This is a genomic window from Bradyrhizobium sp. CB3481, assembly GCF_029714305.1.
Lineage (GTDB): Bacteria > Pseudomonadota > Alphaproteobacteria > Rhizobiales > Xanthobacteraceae > Bradyrhizobium.
In genome coordinates this window covers 1766501-1782653 of sequence record NZ_CP121647.1, presented here as the reverse complement: position 1 = coordinate 1782653, position 16153 = coordinate 1766501, and the positions used below count along the sequence as shown (strand labels likewise).

The window sequence follows — 16153 nt, the reverse complement described above, 5'->3', positions numbered from 1 at the left end:
ACTACCAGCGTCCTAGCCGGTTAGCGTGATCGCGCTAACCGGCAATCCCCTCTCCTCAGTTCGTCGCGCCTCTGGTTTCCTTCAAAAACTCGTCGATCAGCGGCTGGCCGACGCGGCTGGCGACGTCCTTGTAGACCGGCTCCATCGCCTTGCGCATCGCGGCGTCCTGTTCGGGGGTGAGCTTGACGATCTCGCTCTTGCCGGTCTTCTTGATCTCGGCAAGCGCGTCGTCGTTTTCCTTCTGCGACTGCGCGTTGCCGTAGGCGGTGGCTTCCTTCATCGCCTTTTCGCAATTGGCGCGGACATCCGCCGGCAGGCCGTCCCAGAACTTCTTGTTGGTGACGACGACATAGCCGATGTAGCCATGGTTGGTCTCGGTGATGTACTTCTGCACCTCGTGCATCTTCTGGGTATAGATGTTCGACCAGGTGTTCTCCTGCCCGTCGACGACGCCGGTCTGCAGCGCCTGATAGACTTCCGAGAACGCCATCACCTGCGGCACCACGCCGAGCGAGCGGAACTGCGCTTCCAGCACCTTCGAGGACTGGATGCGGAACTTGAGGCCGCGATAGTCGGCCGGCGCGACGAGCTTCTTGTTGGCGCTCATCTGCTTGAAGCCGTTATCCCAGTAGGCAAGACCGGTCATGCCCTTGGCATCGAGCAGCTTCAGCAGCTTGGCGCCGAGCGGGCCGTCGGTCACCTTGCGCAGCGTCTTCAGGTCGGGAAGGATGTAGGGCAGATCGAACACTTCGAATTCCTTGACCCCGATCGGGCCGAATTTCGAGTTCGAGGGCGCCAGCATCTGCACCGCGCCGAGCTGCAGCGCCTCCAGCTCTTCCTTGTCCTTGTAGAGCTGCGAGTTGGGGTAGACTTCGACCTTGACCTTGCCGTCGGTGTATTTCTCGGCCAGTTCCTTGAACTTCTCGGCCGCCAGCCCCTTCGGCGTGTTGGTTGCCACGACGTGGCTGAACTTGATCACGATCGGCGATTGCGCCGTCGCGGGTCCGACCAGGGCGAGTGCCGCGATCGATGCCGCGGCCAGAATCAGCTTGCGCATATTTCCTCCGTTTATTCTTCGGCGCGTGCGGACGCGGATTCCGAAGCTTGCATGCCAGATGCACCAATATAGACAAGCCGGCCGAATTGCCATTGCCCGTTAGCAGGGTGCCCTATTTCCTGGCTTTGCTGCGCTGCAAAATGCAGCATGCGTCGTTTTGACGACGGATCGTGCCGATAGATGCAGAGGGCGTCCATTAAACCTTCGCTATGGCTGCTTTCTTGGTAACGAAAGGCAGGCGCGATAGCGCCCCGACTGTCATCCCCGCCACCGGGTCGCAATGACGGGGAGACAGCGCCACACACTCAACTGTCATCCCCGCGAAGGCGGGGATCCAGTACGCCGCGGCTTATCGGTTCAATCACTGGCGTCTCTGGGTACTGGGTCGCCCGGTCAAGCCGGGCGATGATAGGTGAATGTGAGGCAGCATTCTCGCGACATGATTTGCCCGAGGTTTGCCAGATAACTTCCGCCCTCACCAATCATGAGGGCGCAGGGAAGACCGGGTGCGCGCCGCACCCGCGGTCCCGTGTGCGGTTTGCGCATAGGCAAGAGATGCACACGAGCATACAGGTTCGGCGGGAGCATCCCGGCCTTCCCTGCGCAATGGCTCTACGGCTTACTTCGTGCTCTTCCCGGAGAACGGCTCTTTTGCCTCCGTCGTCCCTGGGATGCTTTCGCTTCCCAGCGGACTTAACGCCAGCACCACGGCGCCAGAACCACACGACTTGACCGTACGCCTCAGCCAGACTCGTCAGTTACGGCCTTGGCGTCCATCGCATCTCGCCGCGCGTCAGTGACGATGGCCAACGCCCCTCATCTCGCGGTGAGACGGCCGCTCTTATGCCGCTGATTTGGGTGAAAACGGAAGCGGAATATTTCTGGTTTTCAGAAATTTCTGGCTTGACGCCACTTCTGAAAACCAGAATTGATTTGCCCGTCGGGTAATCACATCAACGGTGTTGTAGGGTGGGCAGAGCGACCTTGTCCGCCGTAGCTCGAAGAGCGAAGGCGGAAGCGTGCCCACCATCGCGCCGCGTACTCGATGAGAGATGGTGGGCACGTCGCTTGCGCTCCTTTGCCCACCTACGGCAGCACTGCGGTGGAAAAGGAATCCAAATAAAAACGCGGCGCCAGAGACGCCGCGTTCTCCAATTCACTCGCGCTAGCGATGTATCAGCCCGCCGCCTGCGCCGGCACGTCGCGCTGGCGCTTCATGACGATCTTGTTCAGCGCGCCGAGATAGGCCTTTGCCGAGGCGACCAGCGTATCCGGGTCGGCCGCGCGCGCCGTCATCGAGCGGCCTTCATGGGAGAGTCGCACCGAGACTTCGGCTTGCGCGTCGGTACCCTCGGTCACGGCGTGGACCTGGTACAGTTCGAGCTTCGCTTCATGCGGCACCAGGCGCTTGATGCAGTTGAAGACGGCGTCGACCGGGCCGTTGCCCTCGGCTTCCTCGATCCTGGTCTGGCCCTCGACGTCGAGCTTCATGGTGGCGCGCTGCGGCCCGTGGGTGCCGGCGATGACAGTCAGCGAGGTCAGCTTGATGCGGTCGTGGGAAGCCGCCATTTCCTCATCGACCAGCGCCTCGATGTCCTCGTCGTAGATGTCCTTCTTGCGGTCGGCCAGCGCCTTCATGCGGTTGAAGGCGTCTTCCAGCTGGTTGGCGCCGAGCTTGTAGCCCATCTCTTCAAGCTTATGCACGAAAGCATGGCGTCCCGAATGCTTGCCCAGCACCAGCGAGGACTGCTTCAGGCCGACCATCTCGGGCCGCATGATCTCGTAGGTCGAAGCGTCCTTCAGCACGCCATCCTGATGGATGCCGCTCTCATGCGCGAAGGCGTTACGGCCGACGATCGCCTTGTTGTACTGGACGGGAAACGAGGTCGCCGCCGATACCAGCTTCGAGGCGCGCGTCAATTGCGTGGTGTCGATCTTGTTCCAGTACGGAAACTTGTCGTTGCGCACGTTGATCGCCATCACGATCTCTTCCAGCGCGGCGTTGCCGGCGCGCTCGCCGATGCCGTTGACCGTGCACTCGACCTGGCGCGCACCGCCAACGACGCCGGCCAGCGAGTTCGCCACCGCCATGCCGAGATCGTTATGGCAGTGCACCGAGAAGATCGCCTTGTCGGAGTTCGGCACGCGCTCGATCAGCGTCTTCATGAAGTGGGTGTATTCCTCCGGCACGGTGTAACCGACCGTGTCGGGAATGTTCACCGTGGTGGCGCCGGCCTTGATGACGGCCTCGACGATGCGGCAGAGGAAATCCATCTCGCTGCGGGTGCCGTCCTCGGCCGACCACTCGACGTCGTCGATCTGGTTGCGGGCGCGGCTGACGTTGGCGATCGACAGATCGATGACCTGCTCCGGCGTCATGTTCAGCTTGACGCGCATGTGCAGCGGCGAGGTCGCGATCACGGTGTGAACGCGGCCGCGCTTGGCGAATTTCACGGCCTCGGCGCAGCGGTCGATGTCCTTCGGGTGGGCACGCGACAGGCCGGCGATGACAGCGTTCTTGGAGCGGCGGGCGATCTCGCTGACCGCCTGAAAATCGCCTTCCGAGGTGATCGGGAAGCCGGCCTCGATGACGTCGACACCCATGTCGTCCAAGAGCTCGGCGACCTCGAGCTTTTCCTCGAAGGTCATGGTGGCGCCGGGGCACTGTTCGCCGTCGCGCAGCGTGGTGTCGAAAATGATGACGCGGTCCTTCTCGGACTTGTTGGCGGTGGTCATGTCAAAAATTCCTTTGGGTGGTAGCGCCGGTTCAATGGGCGCTGAGGGTCTGGTGATCTCGCTCAAAACCCCTGAGTGCCCAGGCGCAAATGCCCAGACGGCCCTCAGGGGCCGATAAGAAGCAGAATCCCGCCAAGAAGGAGGGTGGGCGCGGACGCAGCCGGGCCAGCAGGGGCAGCCTTGGCCGCTCCACCCACAATCCCGTGCTTTTCGCTGCGAATCAGCATTGCCAGACCCTTTAGGACGCCAAATCCTCAGCCAAAACCATTGACGGTTCGTTGCCGGGACGACGTTCCGGGGTTGTTCTAGACGAGAAATATGGCCAGCCGCAATGCCAAAAAGACGGTCAGGATAGGTGACCTAAATGGCCTCCTTCCATTTCGGCGGTCATCACCCGCCACCGGGTCGCGCGAATGCGCGCCCGATGACAGGCTCCGGCGGGTGACCCAGTATTCCAGAGGCCGGAGTTCGGGCCGGAAAGCCGCGGCGTACTGGATTCCCCGCCTTCGCGGGGAATGACAGCCGGTGGGATTGGATGGCAACTCCTTCCCACGAGCGCATCCAGAACAGCCAGTTTTGCGTTATCCGCCCATCCACCGACGAGAAGAACCAGATGGGCGTGGAGACCGAGGTCAAGTTCCGGGTGCCGAGGCGCAATATCGCGGCATTGGCCCATCTGAAAATTCCGGGCAGCCGAATGGCCGAACGCAGCGAGAGCGATCTGACATCGACCTACTTCGACACGCGGAAGCGGAAGTTGAAGCGACATGGGTTGGTGCTTCGGGTGCGGCAAACGGGCGGCAAATACATCCAGACCATCAAGAAGGTCTCTGCCGGTTTGGACCGCGGGGAATGGGAAACCGAAATAAAGGACGGCAGCCCCGACCTCGGCGAGGCCGACGGGACGCCGCTTGAGGAAATCGCCTCAAAAAAGCTTCGCCGCAAGCTGAGGCCGGTTTTCAAAACATCGGTCCGTCGCATCACCCTGCCAATTCGCAGCAAAGGAAGCGAAATAGAACTTGCGGTCGATCGTGGCGAGATCACCGTCAGGGGACGGTCAAGCCGCATTGAAGAGATTGAGCTTGAATTGAAGCGCGGACGCCCACGCGACCTTTTCCAGCTTGCCAGAGCGGTCGAACGAAAACTGGACGCCGAGCTCTATTTGAGAGGCAAAGCTGAACGAGGCTACGATCTCGTCGACAGCACAGACCAGGGCCCGGTCTTTGCCGGGCCGATCGAACTCAACGAGCAGATGTCCGCGATCGAAGGCTTCAAGGCCATCGCCCACGCCGCCCTCCGCCACTTTTCAGGAAATATCGACGCAGTCCGCAACTTCGACCCTGAAGGCGTGCACCAGATGAGAGTGGGACTGCGCCGGCTGCGCGCCGCTATCTCGCTGTTCTCGAAGGTGCTGACCGGCACGAAGACCGGGCAGATCAAGGCAGAGCTCAAGTGGCTCACCAATCAATTGGCGCCCGCGCGCGAAATCGACGTTTTCCTGCATGAGAAAGTCGAGCCGGTGGCTCCCAAGATCAATCCCCGACGAGGAGCCAAAGCCATCGAACGAGAATTCGCCGACAGACGTCACCAAGCGCTTGAGCGGGCAACGAGCGCAGTCAACTCGGGACGATGCCGGGCGATGCTCGTCGAGCTGCTCGAATGGATCGAGGCGCAGGACGATGGCGGAGACGAAGCGAAGCTGGAAATCAGCAAATTTGCTACGGATCTGCTGAATCGCCGCGTCAAGAAGGTAAGGAAGGACGGAAGAATTCTGCAGGACATGTCACCCATGGACCGGCACAAGCTCCGCATCAGGGTGAAGAAGATCAGGTATGCGATGGAGTTCTTCGAAAGTCTTTTTCCCGGCAAGCGCGAGCGCAAGCAGCTTGTCCGGCTTTCGCGGCATCTGAAGAAGATCCAGGGCGCGCTCGGCTCGCTCAACGATTTCATCGCCGACAGCAAGATGGCGGCAGATGCCGCGCTCCACGCACCTCCGCAAAACCGGCGCGCCCGCGCGTTTGCGTCAGGCTTTATCGTCGGCCACGAGGCCGAACAGACCAAGCCGCTGATGAAAGCTGCCTCGAAAGAAGTACGTGCGCTGCGCGCCTGCGCGTTGGGCTAGCCTTGCTTTCGCGGGGAAGAAGCGAGCTCCGGGATGCGACTTGGGCGGAGGTTGCGGCTGCTGCTGTGATGGACGCACTGGCGGAAGGGTTCCCTCCCCCCTTGCGGGGGAGGGTTAGGGAGAGGGGTGCCACACGACGTGCTCTCTCGGTGTGGCTCCCATAATGAGCGCGATTGGGAAGCCGGGGCTCTCATCGATCATCTCGCCTGGGCGTACCCCTCTCCCCAGCCCTCCCCCGCAAGGGGGGAGGGAGCCCGGCCAGTGTGCTCACCTCACGCGAGCAGCGAAATCCATCATGTATTCCGGTGAACGGCGAGCAATGGGCTTCGCAGCTCTACCCATCCTTCTTCTTAGCACCATCCTCCTCCGCCAGCAGCGCTTCGCGGACCTGCTTGAACTCGCTGCGGTCGGCCTTGTCGACCTTGGGGAAGTGCAGATCGAGCTGTTCAAGCGCGGCGACGATGGTCGAGCCGATCACCACGCGGGCGAACCATTTGTGGTCGGCGGGAACGACGATCCAGGGCGCGGCGCGCGAGGCGGTGTAGTGGATCATGTCCTGATAGGCGGCCTGATACTTGGCCCACAGCGCGCGCTCGCCGATGTCGGCGAGCGAGAACTTCCAGTTCTTGGCGGGATCCTCCAGCCGTTCGAGGAAGCGCTCGCGCTGCTCCTTCTTCGAGACGTTCAAAAAGAACTTCAGGATCACGGTGCCGTTGCGCGAAAGATAGCGCTCCACCGCGGAGATGTCCTCAAAACGCTCCTTCCAGATGTCCTTGGTGACAAGCTTCTGCGGGATCTTCTGCCTGGCGAGAATTTCCGAATGCACGCGCACCACCAGGCACTCCTCGTAATAGGAGCGGTTGAAGATGCCGATGCGTCCGCGCTCGGGCAGCGCAATCATGCTGCGCCACAGGAAATCGTGGTCGAGTTCCTTGGTCGACGGCACCTTGAACGCCGTGACCTCGCAGCCCTGCGGGTTGACGCCCTCGAACACGCTCTTGATCGCGGAGTCCTTGCCGGCGGCGTCCATGCCCTGGAAGATCAGCAGCAGCGACCAGCGGTCCTGCGCGTAGAGTTTTTCCTGGAATTCGGCGAGACGCTTGCGGTTAGCCTCGATGATCCTCGTCGCCTTCTCCTTGTCGAGACCGCCCTTCGCGTCCGTCTTGTGCGATTTTAAGTGAAACTCGCCCGTGCCGTCGTAGCGGAACGGGGCAAGGTAAGGTTTCAGCTCATCGGCAAGCGGTTGCGACTTCTTGTTCATTCGTTACTCCGTCGTCATGCCCGGGCTTGCCGCCTTCGCTAAAGCTTCGTCGGCCGAGCGTCCTAGTGGGCCGGCGTAGCCTTCGCGGAGACGGGTCCCGGGCATCCACGTCTTGGCTCTGCATCCGCAAGAAAGACGTGGATGGCCGGGCATAGCGAGCGGAAGCGACGCCGTCCTTCGGACGGCTATGCCCGGCCATGACGAAACAGCGACATTCTTCGTCTAATTTTACGCCTTCTTCGGTTGCGGCTTCAATCGGTCGAGGACGCTACCAAGAATGCCCTTGGGAAGGAATATGATGAAAAGCACCAGCAGCAGGCCATAGACGAGGTTGTCCCAGCCGACCGCTTTGGTGCCGAAAGAGATGCGCAGGATTTCGGCGAGCAGGATGGTGATGATGGCACCGACGGTGGGGCCGAGCGAGACATAGAGCCCGCCGACGATCACCGCGAACACCATCTGCAGCGACACTGCGATGCCGCTGACCGTATCCGGCGAGATGAACATCTGGTACTGGCAATACAGCGCGCCGGCGAGCGCGGTCATCAGCGCCGAGATCAGCGTGATCTTGAGCTTTTCTGCCGTGACGTTGACGCCCGCCGCGGCCGCGGCGTCCTCGTCCTCCGAGATCGCCTCCATGGCGTAGCGGCTCATGCTGCGATCGACCCAGCGCCAGACCAGAAGGCCGACCACCCAGACCCCCAGCGCAATCAGATACCACGTCGTCTTGTCGTCGAATTGCAACGCCATCAATCCCTTGCCGCTCGGCGCGCGGTTCGGCGTATAGCCGAGCGAGCCGCCGGTGTAGTCGCGGGTCGCGGTGATGACCTGCAGCACGATGCCAGATAGGGCCAGCGTCACCAGTACGAAATAATGCCCGGTGATGCGGAAGCGAAAGCAGGGATAGGCGACGATCAGCGCCAGCACGCCCGCCGCCACCATGCTGATCGGAATGCCGATCCATGGCGACAAACCCATGTGATTCCAGAGCAGCGCGGTGACATAGGCGCCGACGCCCATGAAGCCGCCATGGCCGAGCGACACCAGGCCGAAGCGGCCCATGATCGACCACGCGGTATAGGCGAACGACCAGATCAGGATCAGCACGAGAATGTGCAGATGATAGGGATCGCGATAGAGGAAGGGCAGCGCGATCAGCGCGGCCAGGCCGACCGCCCAGGCTACATGACGGGAATTCACGAGCGCCTCGCCAAAAGGCCCGCGGGCCGGATGAACATCATGACGATGAAGAAGGCGAACGCCAGCACGTAACCCCATTCGAGGTCGGAGAACAGGCCGCCCAGCGAAATGATCTCGGCAAAGACGAACGCCGCGATGAAGCCGCCGACGAAATTGCCGAGCCCGCCGAGCACGCAGATCAGGAAGGTGATCGGCCCGAACGACAGCCCGACGAACGGATGCACGTCATATTGCAGCACCAAAAGGCACGCCGCGAGACCGGCGAGCGCGCCGCCGAGCGCCGAGGTGATCAGATAGATCCGCCTGGCGTCGACCCCCATCAGCGGCATGATCTGACGGTCCTGCGAGATGGCGCGGATCGCGGTGCCGGTATAGGTGCGCTTCATGAAGAAATAGACCGCGAGCATGCCGAGCAATGCGGCGATAAAGGCGAGCAACCGCGAATAGCTGAAATGCATCTCGCCGATCGCCAGCACCGGCAGGCGGATGCCGAGATTGCGGAAATCGATGCCGAACGCGACGGTCGCAAAGCTCTGCAGGATGAACAGCACGCCGCCGGTCGCGAGCAGCTGGTTGATCGGCGGCGCTGTCAGCAGCGGCTCGATGACGAGGTAATGCAAGAGCGCGCCGAGGCCCGCCACCAGCAGGATCGCGATCGGCGCGGCGACCCAGTACGGCAGGCCGAACACCTGGACCATGTAGTACATGCCATACATGCCGATCATGACCAGCTCGGCGTAGCAGATCCAGGTGACGTCGATGACGCCGAAGATCAAATTGAGTCCGAGCGCGAGCAGCGCAAGAACGCCGCCGAGCAGGATGCCGTTGACCACGGCTTCCAGGAGATAGATGTCGAAGATGTCGAGGAAGGCTTGCATCGTTGCTTTGCCTCAGAGTGACCTGATGTTTCGTTGAACCGACTTTCTCGCCGCCTGCCCTCCCTCTCCCGCTTGCGGGGGAGGGCTGGGGTGGGGGTGCCGCCACGAGTTGTACTGCCCGTGTGGAGAGAGCCCCCACCCGCATCGCATCATCCGATGCGATGCGACCTCCCCCGCAAGCGGGAGAGGTGAAGAGACTGCCACGCGGCCCGACTTCGTCATGCTCTAAACCCCGAGATAAGCCTGCTTGATGGTGTCGGTTTTCATCATCTCCTCCGAGGTGCCCGATGCGCGGATGGTGCCGGCCTCCAGCAGATAGGCGCGGTCGACCACTTTGAGCACCTGCTGCACGTTCTGTTCGACGATCAGCACCGTCAGCCCTGAGGCGCGGATCCGCTTGACCAGCTCGAACACCTGCTGCACCACGACCGGCGCAAGCCCCGCCGAGGGCTCGTCGAGCAGCAGCAATTTCGGGTCCGACATCAGCGCGCGGCCGATCGCGCACATCTGCTGCTCGCCGCCCGACATGGTGCCGGCCATCTGGCTGCGCCGCTCCCTCATCCGCGGGAACAGGTCGAACACGAATTCCAGACGCTGCGCATATTTGGCGCGGGCGCCGGGCATGTAGGCGCCCATCTTCAGATTATCGTCGACGGTGAGCCGCGGAAACAGCCGGCGGTTCTCCGGCACATGGGCGATGCCGAGATCGACGATGCGATGCGCCGCCGTTGCCACGACGTCGTGGCCTTCCATGGTGATCGAACCCTTGACCGGACGGATCAGACCGGAGATGACGCGCATCAGCGTGGTCTTGCCGGCGCCGTTGGGGCCGATCACGCCGACCGCCTCGCCGGCCCTGACGTCGAGATTGACACCGAACAGGGCCTGGAAGGTGCCATAGCCCGCGTCGAGCGATCTGAGTTCGAGCATGCGCTACACCCCTGCCCGCCGGCGCGCTTCGGCGGCCGCGGCCTGGCTCGAATCCGCATCGGTGCCGAGATAGACCTCGATGACGCGGGGATCGCTCGCCACCGCGCTCGGCAGCCCTTCCGAGATCTTCTCGCCGTGATCGAGCACCATCACGCGATCGACCACCCGCATCAAGACGCCCATGATGTGCTCGACCCAGATGATGGTGATGCCGAGCTCGTCGCGGATTTTACGCAGCATGTCGGCGGCCTGGTCCATCTCATGCTCATCGAGCCCGCCGAGGCTCTCATCGGCGAGCAGGAGTTTCGGCCCCGTCGCGAGCGCCTTGGCCAGCTCCAGCTTCTTCAGGCCGGCGGCGCCCAGGCCATCGACGCTGGCGTGGCGGTCGGTCGGCAGGCCCACCATGCGCAGCGCGCGCTCGGCCGCCTCATCGGCTTTGGCGCGGCTGTGGCGGCCCTGGCCGTAATAGCCAGCGAGTGCGACGTTCTCGAACATGCTGAGCCGGTGAAACGGCCGCGGGATCTGGAAGGTGCGGCCGATGCCACCATTGATGATGCGGTGCGGAGCTGTGCCTGCGATCTCCGCGCCGTCGAACAGGATCGATCCGGCCGTCGGCATCAGCGTGCCCGACAGCATGTTGAAGATGGTGCTCTTGCCCGAGCCGTTCGGGCCGATCAGGCCGAGGATCTCGCCCTGCTCGACCCGGAACGACACGTTGTTCACAGCGGTGAAGCCGCCGAAACGCTTCACCAACCCTTCTACAGTCAGCACGCCAGGATCTCCGGGTTACTGGTTGCTGAACGTCGTCCCCTTCGGCAGCGGCAGCACGGCCTCGCGCTGCGCCTGGCTCTTCGGCCACACCACGTAGGACTTGTCGTCGACATACTGGATGACCACCGGGAACGAGCGCTCGTTCTGGCCGGCCATCTGACTGCCCTCGCCGTGGAACTTGACGCCGAAGCCGAGCATGGTGCCGCCTTCGGGAATGTCGACCTCGAGCGCTGCCTTGCGCAGCGCGTCGGGATCGACGCCGCCATACTTCTTGATGGCGCGCGGCAGCACCTCGGTGAGGAACACATAGGTATTCGATGCCGCCATGCCGACATGCGCGGAGCGGATCGCGACCCCGGGCTTGGCCTTGTCGAACTCCTCGCCGACCATCTTGATCACCGGCGGCAGCTTCGGATCCATGTTCTTCTGGTTGGCGAGCCAGATCGAAATCGGATCGGTGTTGAAGACGTAGTTGACGTCGGCGCCCAGACCCTCTTTCAGCTTCTCATAGACGCCATAGCCGGCGCCGTGACCGACGAGCGCGGCAAACTTCAGGCCCTGCTCGCGCGCCTGGCGGCCGAACAAAGTGATGTCAGGGTTATAGCCAGTGTGGAAAATGACGTCGGGCCGCGCCCGCTTCAGTTTTGTCACCAGCGCGGAAAGATCGGGCGCGGTGGCGGAATAGCCTTCCTTCAGCACGATCTGGAAACCAGCCTTCTTGGCGCCAGCCTCGTTGCCCTTGGAGACGTCGACGCCATAGGCGCCGTCCTCGTGGATGATGGCAACGCGCAGATCCTTCGGCTCCTTGCCAAGCTTCACCTTGGAATTCTGCGCGATGAAATCCATTGTCATCAGGCCGAACTGGTCGCCTGAGGCCTGCGGGCGGAACACGTATTTGAAGTTCTTGTCGGCGAGCACCGCGGACGAGATGCAGGTGGTGATCCACATGAAGTTCTTGAGCTGCTCGACGCGCGCGGCCACCGGCACGCATTGCGCCGAGGAGAAGAAGCCGAGCAGCATGTTGACCTTTTCCTGCTCGATCAGCCGCACCGCCTCGTTGATCGCCACGTCAGGCTTGCTCTGGGCGTCGGCATAGACGGCCTCGACCTTGTAACCCTCGACACCGGTCTTGGCGTATTGGTCGAGCATGATCTTGGCGCCGATATATTGCAGCTCGGAGCCGCCGCCTGCGAGCGGACCGGTCAGGTCGTAGATCACACCGATCTTGATTTTCTTTTCCTGAGCCTCGGCGGTGACCGCCATCCCCAGCGCCGCGATCGCGACGGAGAGTCCAACGAGAAGGCGTGCAGCGTTATGCCCCGGCATCCAATCCTCCCTCTGATGGTGCAATGCACCTTATGTTTTTGTCGTTTTATTTCTTATCGTTGATCTTCTCATCACACGGGCAGCGCCGCGGGATGTCAAGCCGTATCGCCGGGACCACACTGTCGCGCCGCCGCATCACCCAAAGTAGCAGATTTCAGTTGGGTGGACTAATACGTGTCCGCCATCATCGATGGCATGGCCCGTCTCAGGCAGCAAACTGCGCTTCGAGAAAGGCCGTGACAAAATGCGGCATGGCGGATGTGAGATCGCGCGGGCCGCGAACGAGATGGATGGCGGACAGTTCAGGCTGATGCTGGGCGGCAAGATTACGTTCGATCCGCTCGCGCACGACCTCGCCCGGCAGGCCGATGCGCAGCAGCCGGATCATCGCAAGCGCTGTCCCGGTATAGATGCAGTGCCAATGCGGATCGGTTTCATATTCGCCAGGCAGAAGCCCAGTCTCCTCCTCCAGTTCGCGCGTGACGCTGCCAGGAATATCGACCGCGCCGTCCCTGATGTCGTTGAGGTCCGGCGTGCCGGACGCAAAATAGATCCGGCCGGCATTGGAGGTGTGCTGGCCCATCTCGCCGAGCACGAAGGCGCCGTCGGCGCAGCGGAGCGCGCCCATGCCGAAGCCGTTGAACACGCCGGGATCGGGAAAGCTCCAGTCGCGCCAGGCCAGAAAGCTGGCGAAGTCGGTCTCGAAATAGCTCGCGCTGAGACGACCGTCCGAAAATACCGGGTTGCGACCGAGCAGCACGCGCCCGTTCCACGTCGCCGGCTTTTCGCGCTGCTTCTCCGCGAAATGCGCATCGATCTCCGACCGCCTCTCCTCGGCGAACGGCCAAGGCCACGTCTCGACGCGGAGATCGAGCGCACTGATGCGATGAATCACCAAAGGCTTCGTACCACTCATCGCACACGCCGTTCGCTATCGCCTGAACACCAGCCGGACGTCACTTCGAACCAGTGCCGGCGGTCTTCGGAGCCTGCTCGACATATTTGTTGGTCCAGGTCTTGGTCATGTCGATATTGGCCTTGGCGACCTCGGGCGAGCCCTCGCTGAACACGGCGAGCACGGCTTCCGCGCCCTTGGGGTCCATCTTGCCGGTCTCCGAATACATCGGGATCGTGTTCTTCAGCGCGGCGAGATATTGCTCCTTGTTCTTACCGACGATTTCATCGGGCATCTTCGCCATGATGTCTTCCGGCGAGTGCGAATGGATCCAGGCGAGCGTATTGACGATCGCGTTGGTCAGCGCCTGCACTTCCTTCTCGTGCGACTTGATCCAGGCCGTGGTGGTATAGAGCGCGCCGCCCGGATATTCGCCGCCGAACAGGGCCAGCGTGTCCTTCTGGCTTCGGGTGTCGGCCAGGATCTTCAGATCCGGATGGCCGCCCTGCAACACCGTGACGGCCGGATCGAGCATCACGGCGGCATCGATCTGCCCCTGCTGCATCGCCGCGACAGCGGTCGCGCCAAGGCCGACGCCGATCACCGCGGCGCTGGTCGGATCGAGGCCGTTTTTCTTGAGCAGGTATTTCAGGAAGAAGTCGGTCGAGGAGCCGGGCGCGCTGACGCCGACCTTCTTCCCGGCGAGGTCCTTGACCGACTTGATCTCTGATGTCTTCGAGGGCGAGACCACCAGCACAAGGCCGGGATAACGGTCATAGATCACGAAGGACTGCAGTTCCTGCTTCTTGGCGGCCAGGTTGACGCAGTGATCGAAATAGCCGGAGACAACGTCGGCGCTGCCGCCGAGCACGGCCTTGAGCGCGTCCGAGCCGCCCTTGAGGTCGACCAGTTCGACGGTCACGCCCGCCTTGTCATATTCGCCAAGCTGTTTGGCGAGCACCGTCGGCAGATAACACAGACAGGACCCGCCCCCGACCGCGATGGTGACCTTGCTTTGCGCCGCGGCGAATCCCGTGGTCAACGCCAGCGCCAGCAGAGATGCCGCCAGGCGGCCGAACAGTTTCTTCATGGGGTTCCTCCATTTGTTGGGCGACAAGATAGAACAGCGTACTGGCGTTGAGAAGCTGCCCCTGCCGTCATTCCGGGGCGTGCGCAGCACGAACCCGGAATCCATCTATCGACAGAGCCTGCGGGTCGATAGATTCTCAGATGTGCAATTGCACATCATAGTTCTCGCTTCGCGAGCCTCGGAATGACGGTGGCCGCTGGTCACGCCGTAGCCGGCGGCATAGCATGGGTGCACAACAAACAACACAGGGGAGGACTGCCCATGAATCGCACAGCTACCATGCTTTCGCTGGTCGCCGCCTTTGCCGCCGGTTGCAGCATCACCCACCTGCTGCGCCCAGCCCTTGCCGCCGAGAACATCACCGCGCAGGTCATCCATACCGGCGAACTCGAAGGCGACGCGCTCGGCATGCCCTCGGGCACCGGGATGCGCTCAAGGATGTTCGTGTCCGCCGACGGCATGACCATCTCGATTCAGGACGGCAATGTCGGCAAGCACATGCACCCCAACACCAACGAGATCCAGTACATCCTCGATGGCACCGGCACGATCTGGCTCGGCGACAAGGAAGTGCGGGTCAAGCCCGGCGACCTCGTCGTGATCCCGAAGGGCACCGCGCATGGCGGCACCAAGCCGGACGGCCGGACGCTGAAGGCGATCGCCATCAAGACGCCGCCGCAGGCGCCTGATGATACGAAGATGCTGAATTGACGTCTGGGGCAAGCACCATCCACGTCATTGCGAGGAGCTCGCGACAAAATTGCAAGCAATTTTGCGCTGAAGCGACGAAGCAATCCATGTCTCCACCTGCGGCGCGATGGATTGCTTCGCGGAGCCTGTCATCGGGCGTGCATGCGCGCGACCCGTTGGCTCGCAATGACGGCGGAGAGACGATCCCTACTGCTCGACCGCTCAACCTCAGCGGATGGGCCGCGATCCTGCGCTGCAGGCATCCAATTCCAAGCTCAACCTATCGAGCCGCTCCTGCTTGCCAATCTGGGCCATCCAGCACCAAAGCTCGAGCACGAAATACAGGTGATACAGATCGAGCGTCTCGGGTCCATGCTCTCGACCTAAAGGGCCATATCCATCAAGCAGAGCGCGTGTGCACGGCTCGTCGAGGTAATAAAGCGCCTTGGCGACGTCCATCAGCGGATCGCCGGCCAGCGCGCCCTCAAAGTCCACGACGCCCGTGAGCCGCGGCTTTCCGTTTTCGATCGTCGCGAGCAGATTGCCGGCGTGCAGGTCGTTATGGCAAAGCACGGCTTGCGAGCAGCCGCTGAACAGTTGCGCGCGCTCTGAAACGTGTTCGGAGACCCGTTGCGCAAGTTCCGCATTGCCACCGCGCTCTGCGAATTCCTTGAGCTTTCGTTGAAACTGATGTGTCAGGTAGTCGTGATTGGTCTGATGCACGGTCCAGATGCCCTTCGGGCCGATATAGCCGAAGGCTTCCATCGGGATGCGATGAAACTCGCGAAGCAGTTGGCCGATTTGAGCATAGGCCGAAGCGAGCTGGTCCGAAGTCAGATCTTTCTCCAACTGGCCCAGCCTCGAACCGTCGAGCTTGGTCATCAGAATGAAGTTGAGCGGTAGCAATCTCTTTGAGTCATCCGCCAACAGAATGTCCGGTTCGGGCACGTTGAGACGGTCCTGGATTAGGCCGGTGACGGTGACTTCCTTCTGCATCTTCCAGCGCAGCTCGTCGGGATAGACCTTCAGCACGAGCGGCCGATGCGCTGGGCTGGCGAAAACGACCTCGTGGATGGCCGCGATCTCGCCCCCATAAAGCCTGGAGACCGTCGTGACGGTGCCGTCGGAGACGACCTGATCCACAATGGACTGCGCAGTCGCTACGGATACTTGTAAATCGGGCTTCAGTTCCATTGC

Annotated in this window: 13 protein-coding genes; 2 read left to right on the top strand and 11 right to left on the bottom strand. The window is 62.1% G+C overall.

Features of this window, described 5'->3' with window-relative positions:
- Window positions 1–55 precede the first annotated feature (55 nt).
- Both QA643_RS08560 and QA643_RS08555 read right to left on the bottom strand, forming a co-directional pair.
- Complete coding sequence (locus tag QA643_RS08560; protein ID WP_283032753.1) at window positions 56–1057, bottom strand: TRAP transporter substrate-binding protein; 1002 nt, start codon at window positions 1055–1057, stop codon at window positions 56–58.
- A gap of 1176 nt (window positions 1058–2233) precedes the next feature.
- Window positions 2234–3793 (bottom strand): 2-isopropylmalate synthase, encoded by a 1560-nt coding sequence (locus QA643_RS08555; RefSeq protein WP_283032752.1) that lies wholly within the window; start codon window positions 3791–3793, stop codon window positions 2234–2236.
- Between the two features lie 535 nt (window positions 3794–4328).
- On the opposite strand from QA643_RS08555, the gene QA643_RS08550 reads away from it, so the two are divergent.
- Window positions 4329–5915 (top strand): CYTH and CHAD domain-containing protein, encoded by a 1587-nt coding sequence (locus QA643_RS08550; protein ID WP_283032751.1) that lies wholly within the window; start codon window positions 4329–4331, stop codon window positions 5913–5915.
- A 334-nt stretch (window positions 5916–6249) separates the two neighbouring features.
- Here the strand turns inward: QA643_RS08550 and QA643_RS08545 are convergent, their stop codons facing one another.
- From QA643_RS08545 to QA643_RS08510, 8 genes are all read right to left on the bottom strand, one after another.
- A complete protein-coding gene (locus QA643_RS08545) occupies window positions 6250–7176 on the bottom strand; it encodes a polyphosphate kinase 2 family protein (RefSeq protein WP_283032750.1) in 927 nt (308 codons plus the stop codon).
- 228 nt (window positions 7177–7404) lie between these two features.
- Window positions 7405–8376, bottom strand: coding sequence for a branched-chain amino acid ABC transporter permease (locus QA643_RS08540; protein ID WP_283032749.1), 972 nt, complete (start codon window positions 8374–8376; stop codon window positions 7405–7407).
- Window positions 8373–9254: a branched-chain amino acid ABC transporter permease gene (locus QA643_RS08535; RefSeq protein WP_283032748.1), complete on the bottom strand. Its 882-nt coding sequence runs from the start codon at window positions 9252–9254 to the stop codon at window positions 8373–8375. The genes QA643_RS08540 and QA643_RS08535 overlap by 4 nt, the downstream gene beginning before the upstream one ends.
- A gap of 225 nt (window positions 9255–9479) precedes the next feature.
- Entirely contained in the window at window positions 9480–10184 is a 705-nt protein-coding gene (locus QA643_RS08530; RefSeq protein WP_283032747.1) for an ABC transporter ATP-binding protein, read from the bottom strand.
- A gap of 3 nt (window positions 10185–10187) precedes the next feature.
- Window positions 10188–10955 carry an ABC transporter ATP-binding protein gene (locus QA643_RS08525; protein ID WP_283032746.1) on the bottom strand — a complete coding sequence of 256 codons (768 nt, stop codon included), beginning with the start codon at window positions 10953–10955 and terminating at the stop codon, window positions 10188–10190.
- A gap of 15 nt (window positions 10956–10970) precedes the next feature.
- On the bottom strand, window positions 10971–12281 hold the full coding sequence (locus QA643_RS08520; protein ID WP_283032745.1) for an ABC transporter substrate-binding protein: 1311 nt from the start codon (window positions 12279–12281) through the stop codon (window positions 10971–10973).
- A 205-nt stretch (window positions 12282–12486) separates the two neighbouring features.
- A complete protein-coding gene (locus QA643_RS08515) occupies window positions 12487–13197 on the bottom strand; it encodes an NUDIX hydrolase (RefSeq protein WP_283032744.1) in 711 nt (236 codons plus the stop codon).
- A gap of 40 nt (window positions 13198–13237) precedes the next feature.
- Entirely contained in the window at window positions 13238–14266 is a 1029-nt protein-coding gene (locus QA643_RS08510; RefSeq protein ID WP_283032743.1) for an ABC transporter substrate-binding protein, read from the bottom strand.
- Window positions 14267–14527: 261 nt separating this feature from the next.
- On the opposite strand from QA643_RS08510, the gene QA643_RS08505 reads away from it, so the two are divergent.
- The gene (locus QA643_RS08505) at window positions 14528–14977 is read left to right on the top strand and encodes a cupin domain-containing protein (protein WP_283032742.1); all 450 of its coding nucleotides are present in this window, start codon (window positions 14528–14530) and stop codon (window positions 14975–14977) included.
- A 207-nt stretch (window positions 14978–15184) separates the two neighbouring features.
- Here the strand turns inward: QA643_RS08505 and QA643_RS08500 are convergent, their stop codons facing one another.
- Entirely contained in the window at window positions 15185–16150 is a 966-nt protein-coding gene (locus QA643_RS08500) for an aminoglycoside phosphotransferase family protein (protein ID WP_283032741.1), read from the bottom strand.
- Window positions 16151–16153 lie beyond the last annotated feature (3 nt).

What these genes read in the sequence shown, in the direction of transcription:
- QA643_RS08560 (WP_283032753.1), bottom strand. Translation starts at nt 1,057, where the DNA reads ATGCGCAAGCTGATTCTGGCCGCGGCATCGATCGCGGCACTCGCCCTG.
- QA643_RS08555 (WP_283032752.1), bottom strand. Translation starts at nt 3,793, where the DNA reads ATGACCACCGCCAACAAGTCCGAGAAGGACCGCGTCATCATTTTCGAC.
- QA643_RS08550 (WP_283032751.1), top strand. Translation starts at nt 4,329, where the DNA reads ATGGCAACTCCTTCCCACGAGCGCATCCAGAACAGCCAGTTTTGCGTT.
- QA643_RS08545 (WP_283032750.1), bottom strand. Translation starts at nt 7,176, where the DNA reads ATGAACAAGAAGTCGCAACCGCTTGCCGATGAGCTGAAACCTTACCTT.
- QA643_RS08535 (WP_283032748.1), bottom strand. Translation starts at nt 9,254, where the DNA reads ATGCAAGCCTTCCTCGACATCTTCGACATCTATCTCCTGGAAGCCGTG.
- QA643_RS08530 (WP_283032747.1), bottom strand. Translation starts at nt 10,184, where the DNA reads ATGCTCGAACTCAGATCGCTCGACGCGGGCTATGGCACCTTCCAGGCC.
- QA643_RS08520 (WP_283032745.1), bottom strand. Translation starts at nt 12,281, where the DNA reads ATGCCGGGGCATAACGCTGCACGCCTTCTCGTTGGACTCTCCGTCGCG.
- QA643_RS08515 (WP_283032744.1), bottom strand. Translation starts at nt 13,197, where the DNA reads ATGAGTGGTACGAAGCCTTTGGTGATTCATCGCATCAGTGCGCTCGAT.
- QA643_RS08510 (WP_283032743.1), bottom strand. Translation starts at nt 14,266, where the DNA reads ATGAAGAAACTGTTCGGCCGCCTGGCGGCATCTCTGCTGGCGCTGGCG.
- QA643_RS08505 (WP_283032742.1), top strand. Translation starts at nt 14,528, where the DNA reads ATGAATCGCACAGCTACCATGCTTTCGCTGGTCGCCGCCTTTGCCGCC.
- QA643_RS08500 (WP_283032741.1), bottom strand. Translation starts at nt 16,150, where the DNA reads ATGGAACTGAAGCCCGATTTACAAGTATCCGTAGCGACTGCGCAGTCC.